Below are 15753 nucleotides of genomic sequence, written 5' to 3'. Positions count from 1 at the left end.
ATTGCATGACATAGCCATACATGACGAAGGAGGGTTGCTCCTTGTTGGACGTGAACAACTTCGAGTATATGAAAATCGGGCTTGCCTCGCCGGATAAAATTCGTTCTTGGTCCCGCGGAGAAGTTAAAAAACCGGAGACGATCAACTATAGGACCTTAAAACCGGAGAAGGAAGGGCTCTTCTGCGAGAAAATTTTTGGACCTACTAAAGACTGGGAATGCCATTGTGGTAAATACAAGCGTGTTCGCTATAAAGGCGTTGTCTGTGATCGCTGCGGCGTAGAAGTAACCCGTGCGAAAGTACGTCGTGAGCGTATGGGTCATATCGAGCTTGCTGCTCCGGTATCCCACATTTGGTACTTCAAAGGAATTCCAAGCCGTATGGGTCTGGCTCTGGACATGTCGCCTCGTTCACTCGAGGAGATTATCTATTTTGCATCTTATGTTGTCACTGATCCCGGTGATACGCCGCTTGAGAAAAAACAGCTATTGTCGGAGAAAGAATACCGCAGCTACCGTGAAAAATACGGCTACGGATTCCACGCTGGCATGGGTGCTGAAGCCGTCAAGAAGCTTCTACAAGATATCGATGTGGAGAAAGAACTAGAAACGCTGAAAGAGGAACTGCGCACTGCTCAAGGGCAGCGTCGTAATCGTGCTATCAAGCGTTTGGAAGTAATTGAAGCATTCCGTAACTCTGGCAATGAGCCAGAATGGATGATTCTCGATGTTCTTCCTGTTATTCCTCCTGAATTGCGTCCGATGGTTCAGCTTGATGGCGGACGGTTCGCTACGTCTGACCTCAATGACTTGTACCGCCGCGTTATTAACCGGAACAACCGGTTGAAACGTCTGCTTGACCTTGGAGCTCCTGACATTATTGTTCAGAACGAGAAGCGTATGCTTCAAGAAGCAGTAGATGCATTGATCGATAACGGTCGTCGTGGACGTCCGGTAACAGGACCAGGTAACCGTCCTTTGAAATCTCTCAGCCACATGCTGAAAGGTAAACAAGGCCGTTTCCGTCAGAACTTGCTCGGTAAACGGGTTGACTACTCTGGCCGTTCGGTTATCGTTGTAGGTCCTAACCTGAAGATGTTCCAATGCGGACTTCCGAAGGAAATGGCTCTAGAGCTGTTCAAGCCGTTCGTTATGAAGGAGCTAGTTAACAAAGGACTTGCTCACAACATTAAGAGTGCGAAACGCAAGGTTGAGCGCGTAAGCCCTGAAGTGTGGGACGTTCTTGAAGAAGTAATCAAGGAGCATCCGGTTCTACTCAACCGTGCCCCGACCCTTCACCGTCTTGGTATCCAAGCGTTCGAACCGATTCTGGTTGAAGGTCGCGCCATTAAGCTTCACCCGCTCGTATGTACTGCATATAATGCGGACTTCGACGGTGACCAAATGGCCGTACACGTTCCGTTGTCAGCAGAAGCACAGGCTGAAGCCCGTTTGCTCATGCTAGCATCAGGTAACATCTTGAACCCGAAAGACGGCAAGCCGGTTGTTACGCCATCGCAGGATATGGTTCTCGGCAGCTACTACTTGACTATGGATAACAAAGAAGCAAAAGGCAGCGGTTCGGTATTCGCAACCGTTAATGAAGCGATCTCCGCTTATCAACGCGGTATTGTTTCTCTGCATGCGCGTATTTTCATCCCAGTTAAAGTGCTGAAGAAAACAATCTTCTCCGAGAAGCAACAGCAATCTCTGTTGTCTACAACGGTTGGTAAAGTAATCTTCAATGAAATCTTCCCGGAAGATTTCCCTTACATCAACGAAGCTACGAAAGTGAACTTGCTGCAAGGAACTCCGGATAAATATTTCGTATACGAAAAAGGTAGCGATCTGAACAAGATCGTTGACGAATTGCCAATTGCTGGCGGCGTTGGTAAGGAGTACTTGGGTAATATTATCGGCGAGTGCTTCCGTATATACCATACAACTTTAACATCGATAATTCTTGATAGGATTAAACAACTCGGCTTCACTTACTCTACGCGTGCAGGTATTACGGTATCCGTCTCTGACGTTGTCGTGCCAGAAGAGAAAGTAGCCATCCTGAAAGATTCCGATGCAAAAGTATCTGTCGTTATGACACAATATCGTCGTGGTCTAATCACGAACGAAGAGCGTTATGACCGTGTTATTGAAATTTGGAGCAAAGCCAAAGATCAAATTACGGATATCCTCATGAAGTCGATGGATCGTTACAATTCCATCATGCTCATGGTTGACTCCAAAGCACGGGGTAACAAATCACAGATTGCCCAGCTCGGCGGCATGCGGGGTCTGATGGCCAATCCATCGGGTCGTATCATCGAGTTGCCAATCAAATCGAACTTCCGTGAAGGCCTCACCGTACTCGAGTACTTTATCTCGACGCATGGTGCTCGTAAAGGTCTTGCCGATACGGCACTACGGACTGCTGACTCAGGCTACCTGACTCGTCGTCTGGTAGACGTTGCACAGGACGTCATTGTGCGTGAAGACGATTGTGGTACGGATAAAGGCTTCTCCGTTAGCAAAATTCAAGACGGTAAAGAGGTTATTGAGGATCTCTATGACCGTATTGAAGGACGCTACGCATTCGAGACGCTGCGTCACCCGCAAACAGGTGAGGTTATCGTTAAGAAGAGCGAGCTTATTGACTCTTCCAAAGCAGATGCGATTATTGACGCTGGTATTGAAAAGCTTCAGATTCGTTCTGTGCTTAGCTGCCGGGCTCGTCATGGCGTATGTAAAGTATGTTATGGTCGTAACCTTGCAACTGGCAAGCACGTTGAGATTGGTGAAGCAGTAGGTATTATTGCAGCACAATCCATCGGTGAGCCAGGAACACAATTGACGATGCGTACGTTCCATACCGGTGGTGTAGCCGGTGATGATATTACGCAAGGTTTGCCGCGTATCCAAGAGCTCTTCGAGGCGCGTAATCCGAAAGGTCAAGCGATTATTACTGAGCTTGACGGTGTCGTCAAAGAAATTCGCGAAGCAAAAGATCGTCGTGAGATTGAAGTTCAAGGTGAAGCGGAATCGAAAGTGTACGCTATTACGTACGGTTCGCGTATCCGTGTAACCCAAGGACAGCAAGTGGAAGCCGGAGACGAGCTGACGGACGGATCGATCGATCCGAAAGAAATGCTGCGTATTAAAGGTATCCGCGGCGTTCAGAACTACATCCTGCAAGAAGTACAACGCGTTTACCGGAACCAAGGGGTAGAAATCAATGACAAGCACGTTGAAGTCATGGTTAAGCAAATGCTCCGTAAAATCCGTATCGTAGACGCTGGTGATACAACGCTCTTGCCTGGTGCGTTTGCCGAAATTCATGAATATGAGGCAGCCAACCGTGAAGCCATCTTTGCAGGTCTTGAGCCTGCAGTTGCTAAGCCGGTATTGCTCGGTATTACGAAAGCATCCCTTGAGACGGATTCGTTCTTGTCAGCGGCATCGTTCCAAGAGACAACTCGTGTATTGACTGACGCTGCTATCAAAGGTAAAGTCGACCAGTTGCTTGGGTTGAAAGAAAATGTTATTATCGGTAAGTTGATTCCTGCCGGTACAGGTATGAATCGTTACCGCAGCATTAAGCTGGTCGGTATGGAAGATGAGCCAGAAGCAGCCGATCAAGGCGAGCTGGAATCGGAAGCTGTAACGATTGAATAACAGTCTGCAATAAGCGAAGAGCGTGGTTATCTTTGCAGTGCTTAGCACATGCAAAGTGACCCGCTCTTTCATAGAGTATAGGGACTATAAATGATTGATTTTATAGTTCCCTTGTACTTTATTTTTGTAAAGTATATCGGATTTAACTTGTGTGGATTACCTATAGTGGTAATAACCAAAACTTTGCATCAACGATATAGACAAAGTCACTTGACACCTTTGGGCTGTAGGTGATAATATATCGAAGTGTGCCTAATTGTGTGATCCCTCTACTTCAAAAGGATAGGTGATTTCATGCAGTTTAAGGTCGGCGCGAAACAGACGACGAAGATGCTTGAGCTGAAAAAAGCTATCGAAGTCTATGTGGCTCGTGATGCAGATCCGCGGATGAAAGAGAAGATAGTTCATCTGTGTGAGCGGTCGAGTGTTCCCATTCAATGGGTCGATACCATGATAGACCTCGGGGAAACCTGCGGGATAGATGTCGGAGCCGCTATGGCAGCGCTCATTAATGACGAAGAATAAAGAAAAAACCATTTTTGTTGGTGCATGATTGAAAGATAATGGGCTGACAAGAATTTTTATTTGTTCTTTTATGATTCGCCTGGATCTGTGGGCTTAATTTTTGGGTAAAATGTCTTGCCATAAAGTAGACATGAATCATGGGAAGGGGGTGGCAACATGCCAACAATTAACCAGCTAGTCCGTAAAGGACGCCAAGCTAAAGTCGTAAAATCGAAATCGCCAGCTTTGCAAAAAGGCTTTAACGCCCTAAAACGTGAAGCAACGAACATCAGCGCTCCGCAAAAACGCGGTGTGTGCACTCGTGTAGGCACAATGACTCCGAAAAAACCGAACTCCGCACTTCGTAAATATGCTCGTGTTCGTCTGACGAACCGCGTAGAGGTGACGGCTTACATTCCGGGTATCGGACATAACCTTCAAGAGCACAGCGTTGTATTGATTCGTGGTGGACGGGTAAAAGACCTTCCGGGTGTACGTTACCATATCGTTCGCGGAGCATTGGACACAGCGGGAGTTAACAACCGTAACCAATCTCGTTCGAAATACGGTACTAAACGCCCTAAAGTTAAAAAGTAATAGAAGCATTGCTATCATGCATGCTAGATGATCAAACTATCTAAGAAAGGGGGACTTTCTCATGCCACGCAAAGGTCCTGTAACAAAACGTGATGTGCTTCCGGATCCGGTTTATAATAGCAAACTGGTAACGCGTCTCATCAACCGTATTATGATCGATGGCAAACGCGGTGTTGCTCAAACACTGTTGTATGATGCCTTCAAGCTGATTCAAGAACGCACGGGTAAAGATCCGATGGAAGTGTTCGAAGCAGCTCTGAAAAATATTATGCCAGTACTTGAGGTTAAAGCACGCCGTGTCGGCGGTGCCAACTACCAAGTGCCGATCGAAGTTAAACCTGAGCGCCGTACATCGCTTGGTCTCCGTTGGCTCGTGAACTATTCACGTAACCGCGGCGAAAAAACGATGGAAGAGCGTTTGGCTGCTGAAATCACAGATGCTTCCAATAACACTGGTGCTTCCGTGAAAAAACGTGAAGATACACACAAAATGGCAGAAGCGAACAAAGCGTTTGCACACTACCGCTGGTAGAATTCTGACCGCGATATCATCGTTAAAGATGATTTTAAAACAAGAGAGGAGACAAATTCATGGCAAGAGAGTTCTCCTTGAACAATACGCGCAATATCGGGATTATGGCGCATATTGATGCTGGTAAAACGACTACAACTGAGCGTATCTTGTTCTATACAGGCCGTACTCATAAAATTGGCGAAGTGCATGAAGGCGCTGCGACAATGGACTGGATGGAACAAGAGCAAGAGCGTGGCATTACGATTACGTCTGCTGCGACGACTGCTCAATGGAAGGGTTACCGTATCAATATTATCGACACCCCGGGACACGTTGACTTCACAGTAGAAGTTGAGCGCTCCCTGCGCGTATTGGACGGGGCCGTTGGGGTTTTCAGTGCAAAAGAAGGCGTTGAGCCTCAATCTGAAACCGTATGGCGTCAAGCTGATCGTTACAACGTTCCACGGATTGCTTACATTAACAAAATGGACATCATTGGCGCAGACTATCTGAATGTTATCAAAGACATGCGTGAGCGTCTGCAAGCTAATGCTGTTGCAATCCAATTGCCGATGGGCGCTGAGAGTGATTTCGTAGGCGTTATCGACATCGTTGAACGCGTAGCATATAAGTACAAAGATGATCTCGGGAAAGATCCTGAGCAAATCGAGATTCCTGCAGAGTATTCTGAACAAGTTGAAGCGCTTCGTACGGAATTGATCGAAAAGGTTGCAGAGCTGGATGAAGATTTAACGATGAAATATCTGGAGGGTGAAGAAATCACTATTCCAGAAATCAAAGCAGCGCTTCGTAAAGGCGTTTGTGAAGTTAAAATCTTCCCAGTAGTTGCAGGCTCTTCGTACCGCAATAAAGGTGTTCAATTGATGATTGATGCTGTTGTTGATTATCTTCCATCTCCACTGGATGTACCTGCAATTAAAGGTACTACAGAAGAGGGTGAAGAAGGAGAGCGTCCATCATCTGATGAAGCTCCTTTCGCAGCACTTGCATTCAAAATCATGACTGACCCTTATGTGGGTCGCTTGACGTTCTTCCGCGTATACTCTGGTGTCCTTAAATCCGGTTCATATGTTCTGAATGCATCGAAGAACAAACGTGAGCGGATTGGTCGGATTCTCCAAATGCACGCGAACAGCCGTCAAGAGATTGGCGAAGTTTATTCAGGCGATATCGCTGCTGCAGTCGGTCTTAAAGATACGATTACTGGCGACACGCTTTGCGATGAGAAACATCCAATTGTTCTCGAATCGATGAACTTCCCAGAACCGGTTATCTCGGTTGCTATCGAACCAAAAACGAAAGCTGACCAAGATAAACTCGGCATTGCGATCTCCAAGCTTGCTGAAGAAGATCCTACTTTCCGCGCACATACTGACGAAGAGACTAACCAGACTATTATCTCTGGTATGGGTGAGCTTCACCTTGAGATCCTCGTTGACCGTATGTTCCGTGAATTCAAAGTTGAAACAAACGTTGGTAAGCCTCAAGTTGCTTACCGTGAGACGTTCCGTGAAGCTGCGAAGGTTGAAGGTAAGTTCGTTCGTCAGTCCGGTGGTAAAGGTCAATATGGTCATTGTTGGGTTGAATTCACTCCGCAAGAGCCAGGCACAGGATTTATTTTCGAAAACAAAACAGTTGGTGGATCGATTCCTCGTGAATTCATCGCTCCAATTCAAGCTGGTATCGAAGAGTCCATGAAGAACGGTGTTATCGCTGGCTTCCCACTCGTTGATGTTAAAGCGGTTGTTGTTGACGGATCTTATCATGATGTCGACTCCTCGGAGATGGCGTTCAAAATTGCTGGATCGATGGCACTTAAAGCAGCTAAAGACAAGTGTAAGCCTGTCCTGCTTGAGCCAATCATGAAAGTAGAAGTAACTGTTCCAGAAGAGTACATGGGCGACGTAATGGGTATGCTTAACTCCCGTCGTGGACGTATCGAAGGTATGGATTCGCGCGCAGGCGCTCAAATCATCCGTGCTAAGGTGCCTCTCGCTGAGATGTTTGGTTACTCCACAACACTTCGTTCGGGTACACAAGGTCGTGGCGTATTCTCCATGGAGCTTTCGCACTATGAAGAAGTACCACGTTCGATCTCGGAAGAAATCATTGCTAAAAACAAAGGTGCTTAATAATTAGCATCTATGTGAAATGATTAGGTTTGCATCGGCCGTCATCTCCACTTAGAATATAAGCGTAGATGATTGGCCCACACATATAACTTTAGAATTAATAAGGAGGATTAAGTTCAATGGCAAAGGCTAAATTTGAACGTAACAAACCGCACGTTAATATCGGTACAATTGGTCACGTCGACCACGGTAAAACGACTTTGACTGCTGCTATCACAACTGTACTTTCCAAAAAATACGGCGGTGCAGCAATTGCATTTGACCAAATCGATAAAGCTCCAGAAGAGCGCGAGCGTGGTATCACGATCTCGACAGCTCACGTTGAGTATGAGACTCCTAACCGTCACTACGCTCACGTTGACTGCCCAGGTCACGCCGACTACGTTAAGAACATGATCACTGGTGCTGCTCAAATGGACGGAGCAATCCTGGTTGTATCCGCAGCTGACGGCCCTATGCCGCAAACGCGTGAGCACATCCTGCTTTCCCGTCAAGTAGGCGTACCTTACATCGTTGTATTCCTGAACAAATGCGACATGGTTGAAGACGAAGAGCTTCTTGAGCTTGTTGAGATGGAAGTTCGCGACCTTCTTTCCGAGTATGAATTCCCAGGCGACGACACTCCAATCATCCGTGGCGCAGCGCGTGAAGCTCTGCAAAACCCAGATGGCGAGTGGGCAGAAAAAATCATCGAGCTCTTCGAGCAAGTTGACACTTACATCCCAACTCCAGAGCGCGACACAGCTAAGCCTTTCCTTATGCCTGTCGAGGATGTATTCACAATCACTGGTCGTGGTACAGTAGCAACTGGCCGTATCGATCGTGGCGTAGTAAAAGTAGGCGACGAGATCGAAATCGTTGGTCTTGCTGAAGAAACTCGTAAATCCGTAGTTACGGGCGTTGAGATGTTCCGTAAATTGATGGATTCCGCACAAGCGGGCGACAACATCGGAGCTTTGCTTCGTGGTGTAGACCGTAAAGATATTGAGCGTGGACAAGTATTGGCTAAACCGGGTTCGGTTAAACCACACACTAACTTCACTGCACAAATCTACGTTCTTACTAAAGAAGAGGGCGGACGTCACAAACCTTTCTTCACAGGTTACCGTCCACAGTTCTACTTCCGTACAACTGACGTAACAGGTATCGTTAACCTTCCAGAAGGTACTGAAATGGTTATGCCTGGCGACAACATCACAGTTACTGTTGAGCTTATCGCTCCAATCGCTGTTGAAGAGGGAACTCGTTTCTCCATTCGTGAAGGCGGCCGTACTGTAGGCGCTGGCGCTGTAGCAACAATCCAAAAATAATTCCACGCGGCTTCAGCCGCATGGAAGTTTAAGAAGGCTATTCTGAGCTTGCTCGGGATAGCCTTCTTTTTTGTTAAGGTAGGGTGTGGTTGTTCTATTATTTCAATTAGAATGATTCTTAATATTTCCTGTAATATAAGGATTGACGTGACTGACAAGCACACTTAATATTAAATTAATAAAGTCAGTAATGTACGTGACTAGAAATGTCTTGATATTTCCATATACTTTATTGAAGTAATGCAACAATGCATTGCTGTAACGGTAATTTTAATATGCGAAATAATTAGTCGACAATGAGAGGGGTTATTTAAAGATGAACAAAAAATGGTTGATACCGTTCGCTCTGATTCTACTATTAGTGGTCGCGGCTTGCGGTAACAAAGTAGAGAACAATGCAAACGGAGGCAACAATGCAGCCTCCGGCACTGAGAACACAGCTACACAAGCACCTGAAGATAACAAACAATACAAGATTTCCATTTCTCAAATCGTAGAGCATCCATCGCTTGATGCGACTCGTGAAGGTTTTCTTGCTGCATTGAAGGATGCAGGCTTTGTTGACGGGGAAAACTTAACTGTAGATTTCAATACAGCACAAGGTGATCAGACGAACAACCTTTCCGTTGCACAAAAAATCGCAGGAGCAAAGGCAGATCTGGCTCTTGGTATTGCTACGATGTCGGCTCAAGCACTTGTACAAGCTTACACTAAAGCAGGGAACACAGCTCCTGTTTTGTTCGCAGCAGTAACAGACCCGCTTGATGCGAAACTTGTAACTAATCTTGAAGCACCAGGCGGTAACGTTACTGGTGCCTCCGATACGAATCCTGAAGCTGTCATTCAATTGATGGATTTCATCGCTGCTAATTTCCCTGATGTGAAGAAGGTCGGTATCGTCATTAACAAAGGTGAGCCGAATGCGGTTGTTATGACAGCAAATGCGAAGCAAGCATTGGCTAAACATAATATCGAATTGATTGAAGCGCCCGTTACCAATACCTCTGAGGTGAAACAAGCTGGCGAATCACTTGTCGGTAAAGTAGATGCTATGTTCATTACTTTGGACAATGTGGTTGTATCGGGCGTTGACGCTTTGCTGCAGCTTGCGAAAGAAAATCAGATTCCGTTCTTCTCCAGCGATCGTGACACAGTAGAAAGTGGTGCCTTTGCAACAGTAGGCTTCAAATATTATGATCATGGCTACCAAGTTGGTCAAATGGCTGCTGAAATCTTGAATGGCAAAAATCCAGGTGAGATGACAGTAACGGTTCCAGACAAGCTTGATCTGATCCTTAACTTGAAAGCGGCGGCTGATCAAGGAATTACAGTAACAGACGCAATGAAGGCTGGAGTGAAAGATGCAGCCAACAACATTATTGAATAAATAGCTGTGAGAACGAGGTGAACGTTCCTTAAGTTCATCTCGTTTTCAATTTTATTGGAGGAGGTGCCCCGGTGCCAGTATGGTTAAATGGCGCTTTTGAGCTAGGCTTGCTCTACTCGCTTATGGCTCTAGGTGTCTACATTACATTTCGCATTCTTGATTTCCCCGATCTTACAGTTGATGCAAGCTTCACAACAGGAGCAGGGGTAGCAGCAGTTCTTATTACGAACGGCACTTCGCCATGGTTGGCCTGTCTTGCGGCATTTGGCGCCGGAGCTGTCGCAGGTGCTATAACGGGCCTATTGCATACAAAAGGTAAAATTAACGGGCTGTTGTCCGGTATTCTGATGATGATTGCTTTGTATTCCATTAATATGAGAATCATGGGCAAGCCTAATATTGGACTGATGGGTTCAGATATTTCAACGATATTCTCGGGCGTAAAGGTTCTCCTGATTATGCCGATTATCGTTATAGTCATCAAGCTGCTGCTTGACCTGTTCTTTAAAACAGATTTAGGTCTTAGCTTGAGAGCTACTGGTGACAATGAACGAATGATTCGGAGCTTCGGTACGAACACGGACACAACTAAAATATTAGGCATAGCGCTCTCGAACGGTCTTGTCGCTCTATCTGGTTCATTCGTTGCTCAGCAAAGCGGATTTGCAGATATCTCGATGGGGGTCGGTATGATTGTTATCGGTCTAGCTTCTGTCATTATCGGTGAAGCGCTGTTTGGAGCAAGAAGCGTATTTCAAGCGACACTCGCCGTCATACTCGGCTCCATTGTTTATCGAATCATTATCGGTCTTGCTTATCAAAGTGATTTCCTTGAGGTTTCGGATTTGAAGCTTATAACGGCAGTTATCGTTATTATCGCGCTCGTATTCCCATCTATGCAGAAGTCATGGAAGCAAAAGAGCTTGGCGCGTAAGCGAACAGCCAATCTCTTAGGACAGAAAGTGGGGAAACGCTGATGCTGGAAATAGCACAAGTCTCGAAGCTGTTCAACCCGGGTACATTAGATGAGAAGACTGCGCTTGTTGGCGTTAATCTAGCCATGAAGCCAGGGGATTTCATAACCGTTATTGGCAGTAACGGAGCAGGGAAATCGACTCTGATGAACATTATTTCAGGAGTTATGAAGCCGGACATCGGGGAAGTGCGGATCGACGGTAAGAATATTAGCAGCCTTCCCGAGTACCGCAGAAGCAAATGGATTGGTCGCGTGTTCCAAGATCCAATGGCAGGTACAGCTCCACGTATGTCGATTGAAGAGAACTTAGCGATGGCCTATACGCGCGGTAAGCAGAGAGGCTTCTCGTTAAGTATCAACAGGGATCGCCGTAAAATATTTCGTGAGCAGCTGTCACGCCTTGGAATTGGTCTTGAGAATCGGCTAACTGCAAAGGTTGGATTGTTATCAGGCGGTGAACGTCAGGCGCTAAGCCTACTGATGGCTACATTCACCAAACCTCAGATATTGCTCTTGGATGAGCATACGGCAGCACTCGATCCAGCGCGAGCTGAGTTGATTACAACCTTAACAGAAACACTCGTGCGCGAAATGAACTTGACTACTCTGATGGTTACTCACAATATGGAGCAAGCTATCCGACTTGGTAATCGATTGATTATGATGGATAAAGGGAAGATCATTCTTGAAGTGAACGAGGACCGAAAAAAAGAGCTTACGGTTGAGCGCCTGCTTGGTGAATTCGAGCAGATCAGCGGCAAGAAAATGGCTGATGATCGAGTGGTACTCGGTTAATGCAGCATTATTAGAAACGCAACGACTAGCAAGCGTCTTTTCGTTTCTTCTATTATATAGAGTTATATAGAGTAAGTTACCACTAGACGATGTGATGCCCAATCTAGTACAGTAGTGTAAGTGTTATTGACCGAGCGGCCGTTAATGAATGAAGTTTACGAATAAAACAGCAATCATTAAAGAAAATGCAATTATCCCTTGCATTTGCCTACATGTTTCGGTATAATATTGACTGTTGGTCTGTGACGTTGCGATGATGTGAGAGGTTGCCGACACACCTGGCCCCTTTGCCATGGGGCCGTCGGGCATGTGATCAGGGTTTTCTCACGGAGTATGTCCGATAATAAATTGGGCGATAGAAGGAGGGACTTATATGGCAAAGCAAAAGATTCGTATCCGCTTGAAAGCATACGATCATAGGATTCTTGACCAGTCCGCAGAGAAAATTGTAGAAACTGCAAAACGTTCCGGTGCTGGTGTATCCGGGCCGATTCCGCTTCCTACAGAGAAGCAAATCATCACTATTCTGCGTGCGGTACACAAATACAAGGATTCACGGGAGCAATTCGAAATGCGTACTCATAAACGCTTGATCGACATTGTTAACCCAACGCCGCAAACGGTTGATGCGCTGATGCGCCTGGATTTACCATCCGGTGTAGATATCGAAATCAAACTGTAATACAGCATAATTTGATTATAGAAGGAAAAGAGGTGTCAACATGAAAGGTATCTTAGGGAAAAAACTTGGAATGACGCAAGTATTTACTCCAGAAGGTAACGTTATTCCTGTAACGGTTATCGAGGCAGGTCCTTGTGTAGTTCTTCAGAAGAAAGACCAAGAAAACGATGGTTACGAAGCCGTTCAATTCGGTTTCTCCGATAAGAAAGAAAGCAGAGTAATCAAGCCAGAAATCGGCCACGCGAAGAAAGCCAATACGGCTCCTAAGCGCTACGTTCGTGAAATTCGCGGTATTAATCTAGGTGAGTATGAAGTTGGCCAAGAAGTGAAGGCAGACTTGTTCACAGAGGGCGAATTTGTTGACGTAACGGGTATTTCTAAAGGTAAAGGCTTTGCCGGCGTTATCAAACGTTGGGGACAAAGCACGGGTCCTATGGCTCACGGATCGCGTTATCACCGTGGACCAGGTTCGATGGGTTCTATCCAAGCGAACCGTGTACCGAAAGGCAAACGCCTTCCAGGACATATGGGTAACGAAACAATCACGATTCAAAAGCTTGAAATTATCCGTGTAGATGCAGAACGTAACGTACTGCTCGTTAAAGGCTCCATTCCAGGACCGAAAAACGGATTCGTTAAAGTAAAACAAACAGTTAAGAAATAATTGCTCTAGAAAGGAGGAACAAGAAATGCCCAAAGTAACAGTATACAACGTGAGTGGCTCCCAAGTTGGCGAACTTGAATTGGCAGATAGCGTATTCGGTATCCAGCCAAACTCTCATGTATTGCATAGCGCTGTTGTGCTTCAGCAAGCTGCAGAGCGCGCTGGAACACACAAAACTAAAGGACGCTCCGAAGTACGCGGCGGCGGTCGTAAGCCTTGGAAACAAAAAGGTACTGGCCGTGCTCGTCAAGGTAGCACACGCTCTCCACAATGGGTTGGCGGTGGTACGGTGTTCGGACCGACTCCACGCTCTTATGGCTTCAAACTTCCGAAGAAGGTTCGCCGTCTGGCGATTAAATCTGCATTGTCTTCCAAAGTGATCGCTAACGAAATTATCGTTCTTGATCAATTGACATTAGCATCACCTAAAACGAAAGAATTTGCAGCAATCCTTAACAACCTGAAAGCTGATCGCAAAGCACTAGTTGTTTTGCCTAGCTATGATGATAACGTAGCATTGTCTGCTCGTAACATCCCAGGCGTTAAATTCGTTGCAGCTGACGGCATTAATGTTCTGGATGTCTTGGTACATGACAAGCTCATCATCACGAAAGAAGCGGTAGAGAAAGTACAGGAGGTGTTTGCGTAATGAAAGATCCTCGCGATATTATCAAACGCCCTGTGATTACGGAGCGCACGAGCGATTATATGGCTGTTAAACGTTATGTGTTTGAAGTCGATCTTCGTGCTAACAAAACCGAAATCAAAAATGCAATTGAACAAATCTTCAAAGTAAAAGTAACAGGCGTTAACACAATGCGTGTTGCTGGTAAACCAAAACGCTATGGTAAACATAGTGGATATAGACCAGATTGGAAAAAAGCCATCGTTCAATTGAGCGCTGACAGCAAAGAACTTGAATTCTTTGAAACGTCTGTATAGAAAAGGAGGGAATCTAAGTGCCAATCAAAAAGTACAAACCGACATCTCCAGCTCGTCGTCATATGTCCGTATCGACATTTGAAGAGATCACAACAAGCACACCGGAGAAATCGTTGCTTGCACCACTTTTCAAAAGAGCTGGTCGTAACAACCAAGGTAAAATTACGGTACGTCACCACGGCGGCGGACACAAACGTAAATACCGTGTAATTGATTTCAAACGTAACAAAGACGGTATCATTGGTAATGTAGCTTCGATCGAGTACGATCCGAACCGTACATCCAATATCGCTTTGATTCATTATCTTGATGGTGAGAAAGCTTACATCATCGCACCTAAAGGCTTGAAAGTCGGAGATCAAGTTGTTTCCGGTCCAGAAGCTGACATCAAAATTGGTAACGCATTGCCACTGGCTAACATTCCAGTAGGTACAGTTATCCACAACATTGAATTGCAACCAGGCAAAGGCGGTCAATTGGTACGCGCAGCTGGTACGAACGCTCAACTTCTTGGTAAAGAAGAAGACTACGTATCGATTCGTCTGACTTCCGGTGAAGTTCGTCGCATTCTGAAAACTTGCCGTGCTACAATCGGTTCTGTTGGTAACGAAGATCACGAACTCGTGAAAATCGGTAAAGCCGGCCGTTCCCGTTGGATGGGCAAGCGTCCTGAAGTTCGCGGCGTTGTCATGAACCCTAACGATCACCCACACGGTGGTGGTGAAGGCCGTGCTCCAATCGGTCGTAAATCCCCTATGTCACCTTGGGGCAAACCGACTCTTGGTTACAAAACGCGTAAGAAGAAAAAAGCATCGAGCCAATATATTATTCGTCGTCGTACGAAGTAATAATCGCTTGATACAAGCTACGTTTCCGCGAAGGGAGGACTCCACATGGGTCGCAGTTTGAAAAAAGGACCGTTTATTGACGGCCACCTGCTCAAAAAAGTCGAGGTATTGAACGAAAGCAACAAAAAAGTCGTGATCAAGACTTGGTCCCGTCGCTCGACGATTTTCCCACAGTTTATTGGTCACACAATTGCGGTGTATGATGGCCGTAAGCACGTACCAGTATACGTGACAGAAGACATGGTAGGACACAAGTTCGGTGAGTTTGCACCGACTCGTACTTACAAAGGTCATGACGATGACAAAAAGACAGGCAAACGTTAATAGTTGCCTATATTATCTTTAATGTATGAGAGGAGGTTCATCCATGCCAGAAGCTAAAGCGCACGCTAAATTCGTACGCATTGCTCCTCGTAAAGCACAGCTAGTAGCGGATCTGATTCGCGGCAAGCAAGTAGGTGAAGCGATTGCGATTTTGCGTCATACGCCTAAATCAGCATCCCCGATCCTGGAGAAGCTGCTGAACTCTGCTATTGCTAACGCTGAGCATAACTATCAATTGGACGTTAACAAATTGGTTATTTCACAGGCTTTCGTTAACCAAGGTCCAACAATGAAACGGTTCCGTCCACGTGCAATGGGACGTGCAAGCCGTATCAATAAAAGAACCAGCCACATCACTTTGGTGGTATCTGAAAAATAAGGAGGGATAA

Annotated in this window: 16 protein-coding genes; all 16 read left to right on the top strand. The window is 45.9% G+C overall.

Annotation, left to right across the window (positions count from 1 at the left end):
* The first annotated feature begins 41 nt into the window (after positions 1 to 41).
* The 16 genes from rpoC to rplV all read left to right on the top strand — a co-directional run bounded on the left by rpoC (position 42) and on the right by rplV (position 15743).
* Entirely contained in the window at positions 42 to 3668 is a 3627-nt protein-coding gene (rpoC, locus tag AC6ESP_RS26130) for a DNA-directed RNA polymerase subunit beta' (RefSeq protein WP_497099666.1), read from the top strand.
* Between the two features lie 294 nt (positions 3669 to 3962).
* A complete protein-coding gene (locus AC6ESP_RS26125) occupies positions 3963 to 4193 on the top strand; it encodes a ribosomal L7Ae/L30e/S12e/Gadd45 family protein (protein ID WP_497099665.1) in 231 nt (76 codons plus the stop codon).
* A gap of 156 nt (positions 4194 to 4349) precedes the next feature.
* Positions 4350 to 4769: a 30S ribosomal protein S12 gene (gene rpsL, locus AC6ESP_RS26120; RefSeq protein WP_114383955.1), complete on the top strand. Its 420-nt coding sequence runs from the start codon at positions 4350 to 4352 to the stop codon at positions 4767 to 4769.
* A 61-nt stretch (positions 4770 to 4830) separates the two neighbouring features.
* Entirely contained in the window at positions 4831 to 5301 is a 471-nt protein-coding gene (gene rpsG / locus AC6ESP_RS26115) for a 30S ribosomal protein S7 (RefSeq protein WP_497099664.1), read from the top strand.
* 59 nt (positions 5302 to 5360) lie between these two features.
* Positions 5361 to 7436, top strand: a complete 2076-nt coding sequence (fusA, locus tag AC6ESP_RS26110) for an elongation factor G (RefSeq protein WP_497099663.1) — start codon at positions 5361 to 5363, stop codon at positions 7434 to 7436.
* 119 nt (positions 7437 to 7555) lie between these two features.
* Positions 7556 to 8746, top strand: a complete 1191-nt coding sequence (gene tuf, locus AC6ESP_RS26105; RefSeq protein WP_497099662.1) for an elongation factor Tu — start codon at positions 7556 to 7558, stop codon at positions 8744 to 8746.
* A gap of 316 nt (positions 8747 to 9062) precedes the next feature.
* Entirely contained in the window at positions 9063 to 10133 is a 1071-nt protein-coding gene (locus AC6ESP_RS26100) for an ABC transporter substrate-binding protein (protein ID WP_497099661.1), read from the top strand.
* A gap of 71 nt (positions 10134 to 10204) precedes the next feature.
* Positions 10205 to 11110 carry an ABC transporter permease gene (locus AC6ESP_RS26095; RefSeq protein WP_497099660.1) on the top strand — a complete coding sequence of 302 codons (906 nt, stop codon included), beginning with the start codon at positions 10205 to 10207 and terminating at the stop codon, positions 11108 to 11110.
* Positions 11110 to 11904, top strand: coding sequence for an ABC transporter ATP-binding protein (locus AC6ESP_RS26090; RefSeq protein WP_497099659.1), 795 nt, complete (start codon positions 11110 to 11112; stop codon positions 11902 to 11904). Before AC6ESP_RS26095 ends, AC6ESP_RS26090 begins: the two co-directional genes overlap by 1 nt.
* Positions 11905 to 12277: 373 nt before the next feature.
* Complete coding sequence (gene rpsJ, locus AC6ESP_RS26085; RefSeq protein ID WP_005544556.1) at positions 12278 to 12586, top strand: 30S ribosomal protein S10; 309 nt, start codon at positions 12278 to 12280, stop codon at positions 12584 to 12586.
* Between the two features lie 40 nt (positions 12587 to 12626).
* Positions 12627 to 13250, top strand: a complete 624-nt coding sequence (rplC, locus tag AC6ESP_RS26080; RefSeq protein WP_497099658.1) for a 50S ribosomal protein L3 — start codon at positions 12627 to 12629, stop codon at positions 13248 to 13250.
* A gap of 25 nt (positions 13251 to 13275) precedes the next feature.
* Positions 13276 to 13899 (top strand): 50S ribosomal protein L4, encoded by a 624-nt coding sequence (gene rplD / locus AC6ESP_RS26075; protein ID WP_497099657.1) that lies wholly within the window; start codon positions 13276 to 13278, stop codon positions 13897 to 13899.
* Entirely contained in the window at positions 13899 to 14192 is a 294-nt protein-coding gene (rplW, locus tag AC6ESP_RS26070) for a 50S ribosomal protein L23 (RefSeq protein WP_497099656.1), read from the top strand. Before rplD ends, rplW begins: the two co-directional genes overlap by 1 nt.
* A gap of 17 nt (positions 14193 to 14209) precedes the next feature.
* Positions 14210 to 15040 carry a 50S ribosomal protein L2 gene (rplB, locus tag AC6ESP_RS26065; protein ID WP_497099655.1) on the top strand — a complete coding sequence of 277 codons (831 nt, stop codon included), beginning with the start codon at positions 14210 to 14212 and terminating at the stop codon, positions 15038 to 15040.
* 45 nt (positions 15041 to 15085) lie between these two features.
* Positions 15086 to 15364, top strand: coding sequence for a 30S ribosomal protein S19 (gene rpsS, locus AC6ESP_RS26060; RefSeq protein ID WP_497099654.1), 279 nt, complete (start codon positions 15086 to 15088; stop codon positions 15362 to 15364).
* A gap of 43 nt (positions 15365 to 15407) precedes the next feature.
* Complete coding sequence (rplV, locus tag AC6ESP_RS26055) at positions 15408 to 15743, top strand: 50S ribosomal protein L22 (RefSeq protein ID WP_494850981.1); 336 nt, start codon at positions 15408 to 15410, stop codon at positions 15741 to 15743.
* The last annotated feature ends 10 nt before the right edge of the window (positions 15744 to 15753 follow it).

Source organism: Paenibacillus xinjiangensis, from assembly GCF_059686975.1.
This window is presented reverse-complemented; position numbering and strand designations above follow the sequence as displayed.

What these genes read in the sequence shown, in the direction of transcription:
- AC6ESP_RS26125 (WP_497099665.1), top strand. Translation starts at nt 3,963, where the DNA reads ATGCAGTTTAAGGTCGGCGCGAAACAGACGACGAAGATGCTTGAGCTG.
- rpsL (WP_114383955.1), top strand. Translation starts at nt 4,350, where the DNA reads ATGCCAACAATTAACCAGCTAGTCCGTAAAGGACGCCAAGCTAAAGTC.
- rpsG (WP_497099664.1), top strand. Translation starts at nt 4,831, where the DNA reads ATGCCACGCAAAGGTCCTGTAACAAAACGTGATGTGCTTCCGGATCCG.
- fusA (WP_497099663.1), top strand. Translation starts at nt 5,361, where the DNA reads ATGGCAAGAGAGTTCTCCTTGAACAATACGCGCAATATCGGGATTATG.
- tuf (WP_497099662.1), top strand. Translation starts at nt 7,556, where the DNA reads ATGGCAAAGGCTAAATTTGAACGTAACAAACCGCACGTTAATATCGGT.
- AC6ESP_RS26100 (WP_497099661.1), top strand. Translation starts at nt 9,063, where the DNA reads ATGAACAAAAAATGGTTGATACCGTTCGCTCTGATTCTACTATTAGTG.
- AC6ESP_RS26090 (WP_497099659.1), top strand. Translation starts at nt 11,110, where the DNA reads ATGCTGGAAATAGCACAAGTCTCGAAGCTGTTCAACCCGGGTACATTA.
- rpsJ (WP_005544556.1), top strand. Translation starts at nt 12,278, where the DNA reads ATGGCAAAGCAAAAGATTCGTATCCGCTTGAAAGCATACGATCATAGG.
- rplC (WP_497099658.1), top strand. Translation starts at nt 12,627, where the DNA reads ATGAAAGGTATCTTAGGGAAAAAACTTGGAATGACGCAAGTATTTACT.
- rplD (WP_497099657.1), top strand. Translation starts at nt 13,276, where the DNA reads ATGCCCAAAGTAACAGTATACAACGTGAGTGGCTCCCAAGTTGGCGAA.
- rplW (WP_497099656.1), top strand. Translation starts at nt 13,899, where the DNA reads ATGAAAGATCCTCGCGATATTATCAAACGCCCTGTGATTACGGAGCGC.
- rpsS (WP_497099654.1), top strand. Translation starts at nt 15,086, where the DNA reads ATGGGTCGCAGTTTGAAAAAAGGACCGTTTATTGACGGCCACCTGCTC.
- rplV (WP_494850981.1), top strand. Translation starts at nt 15,408, where the DNA reads ATGCCAGAAGCTAAAGCGCACGCTAAATTCGTACGCATTGCTCCTCGT.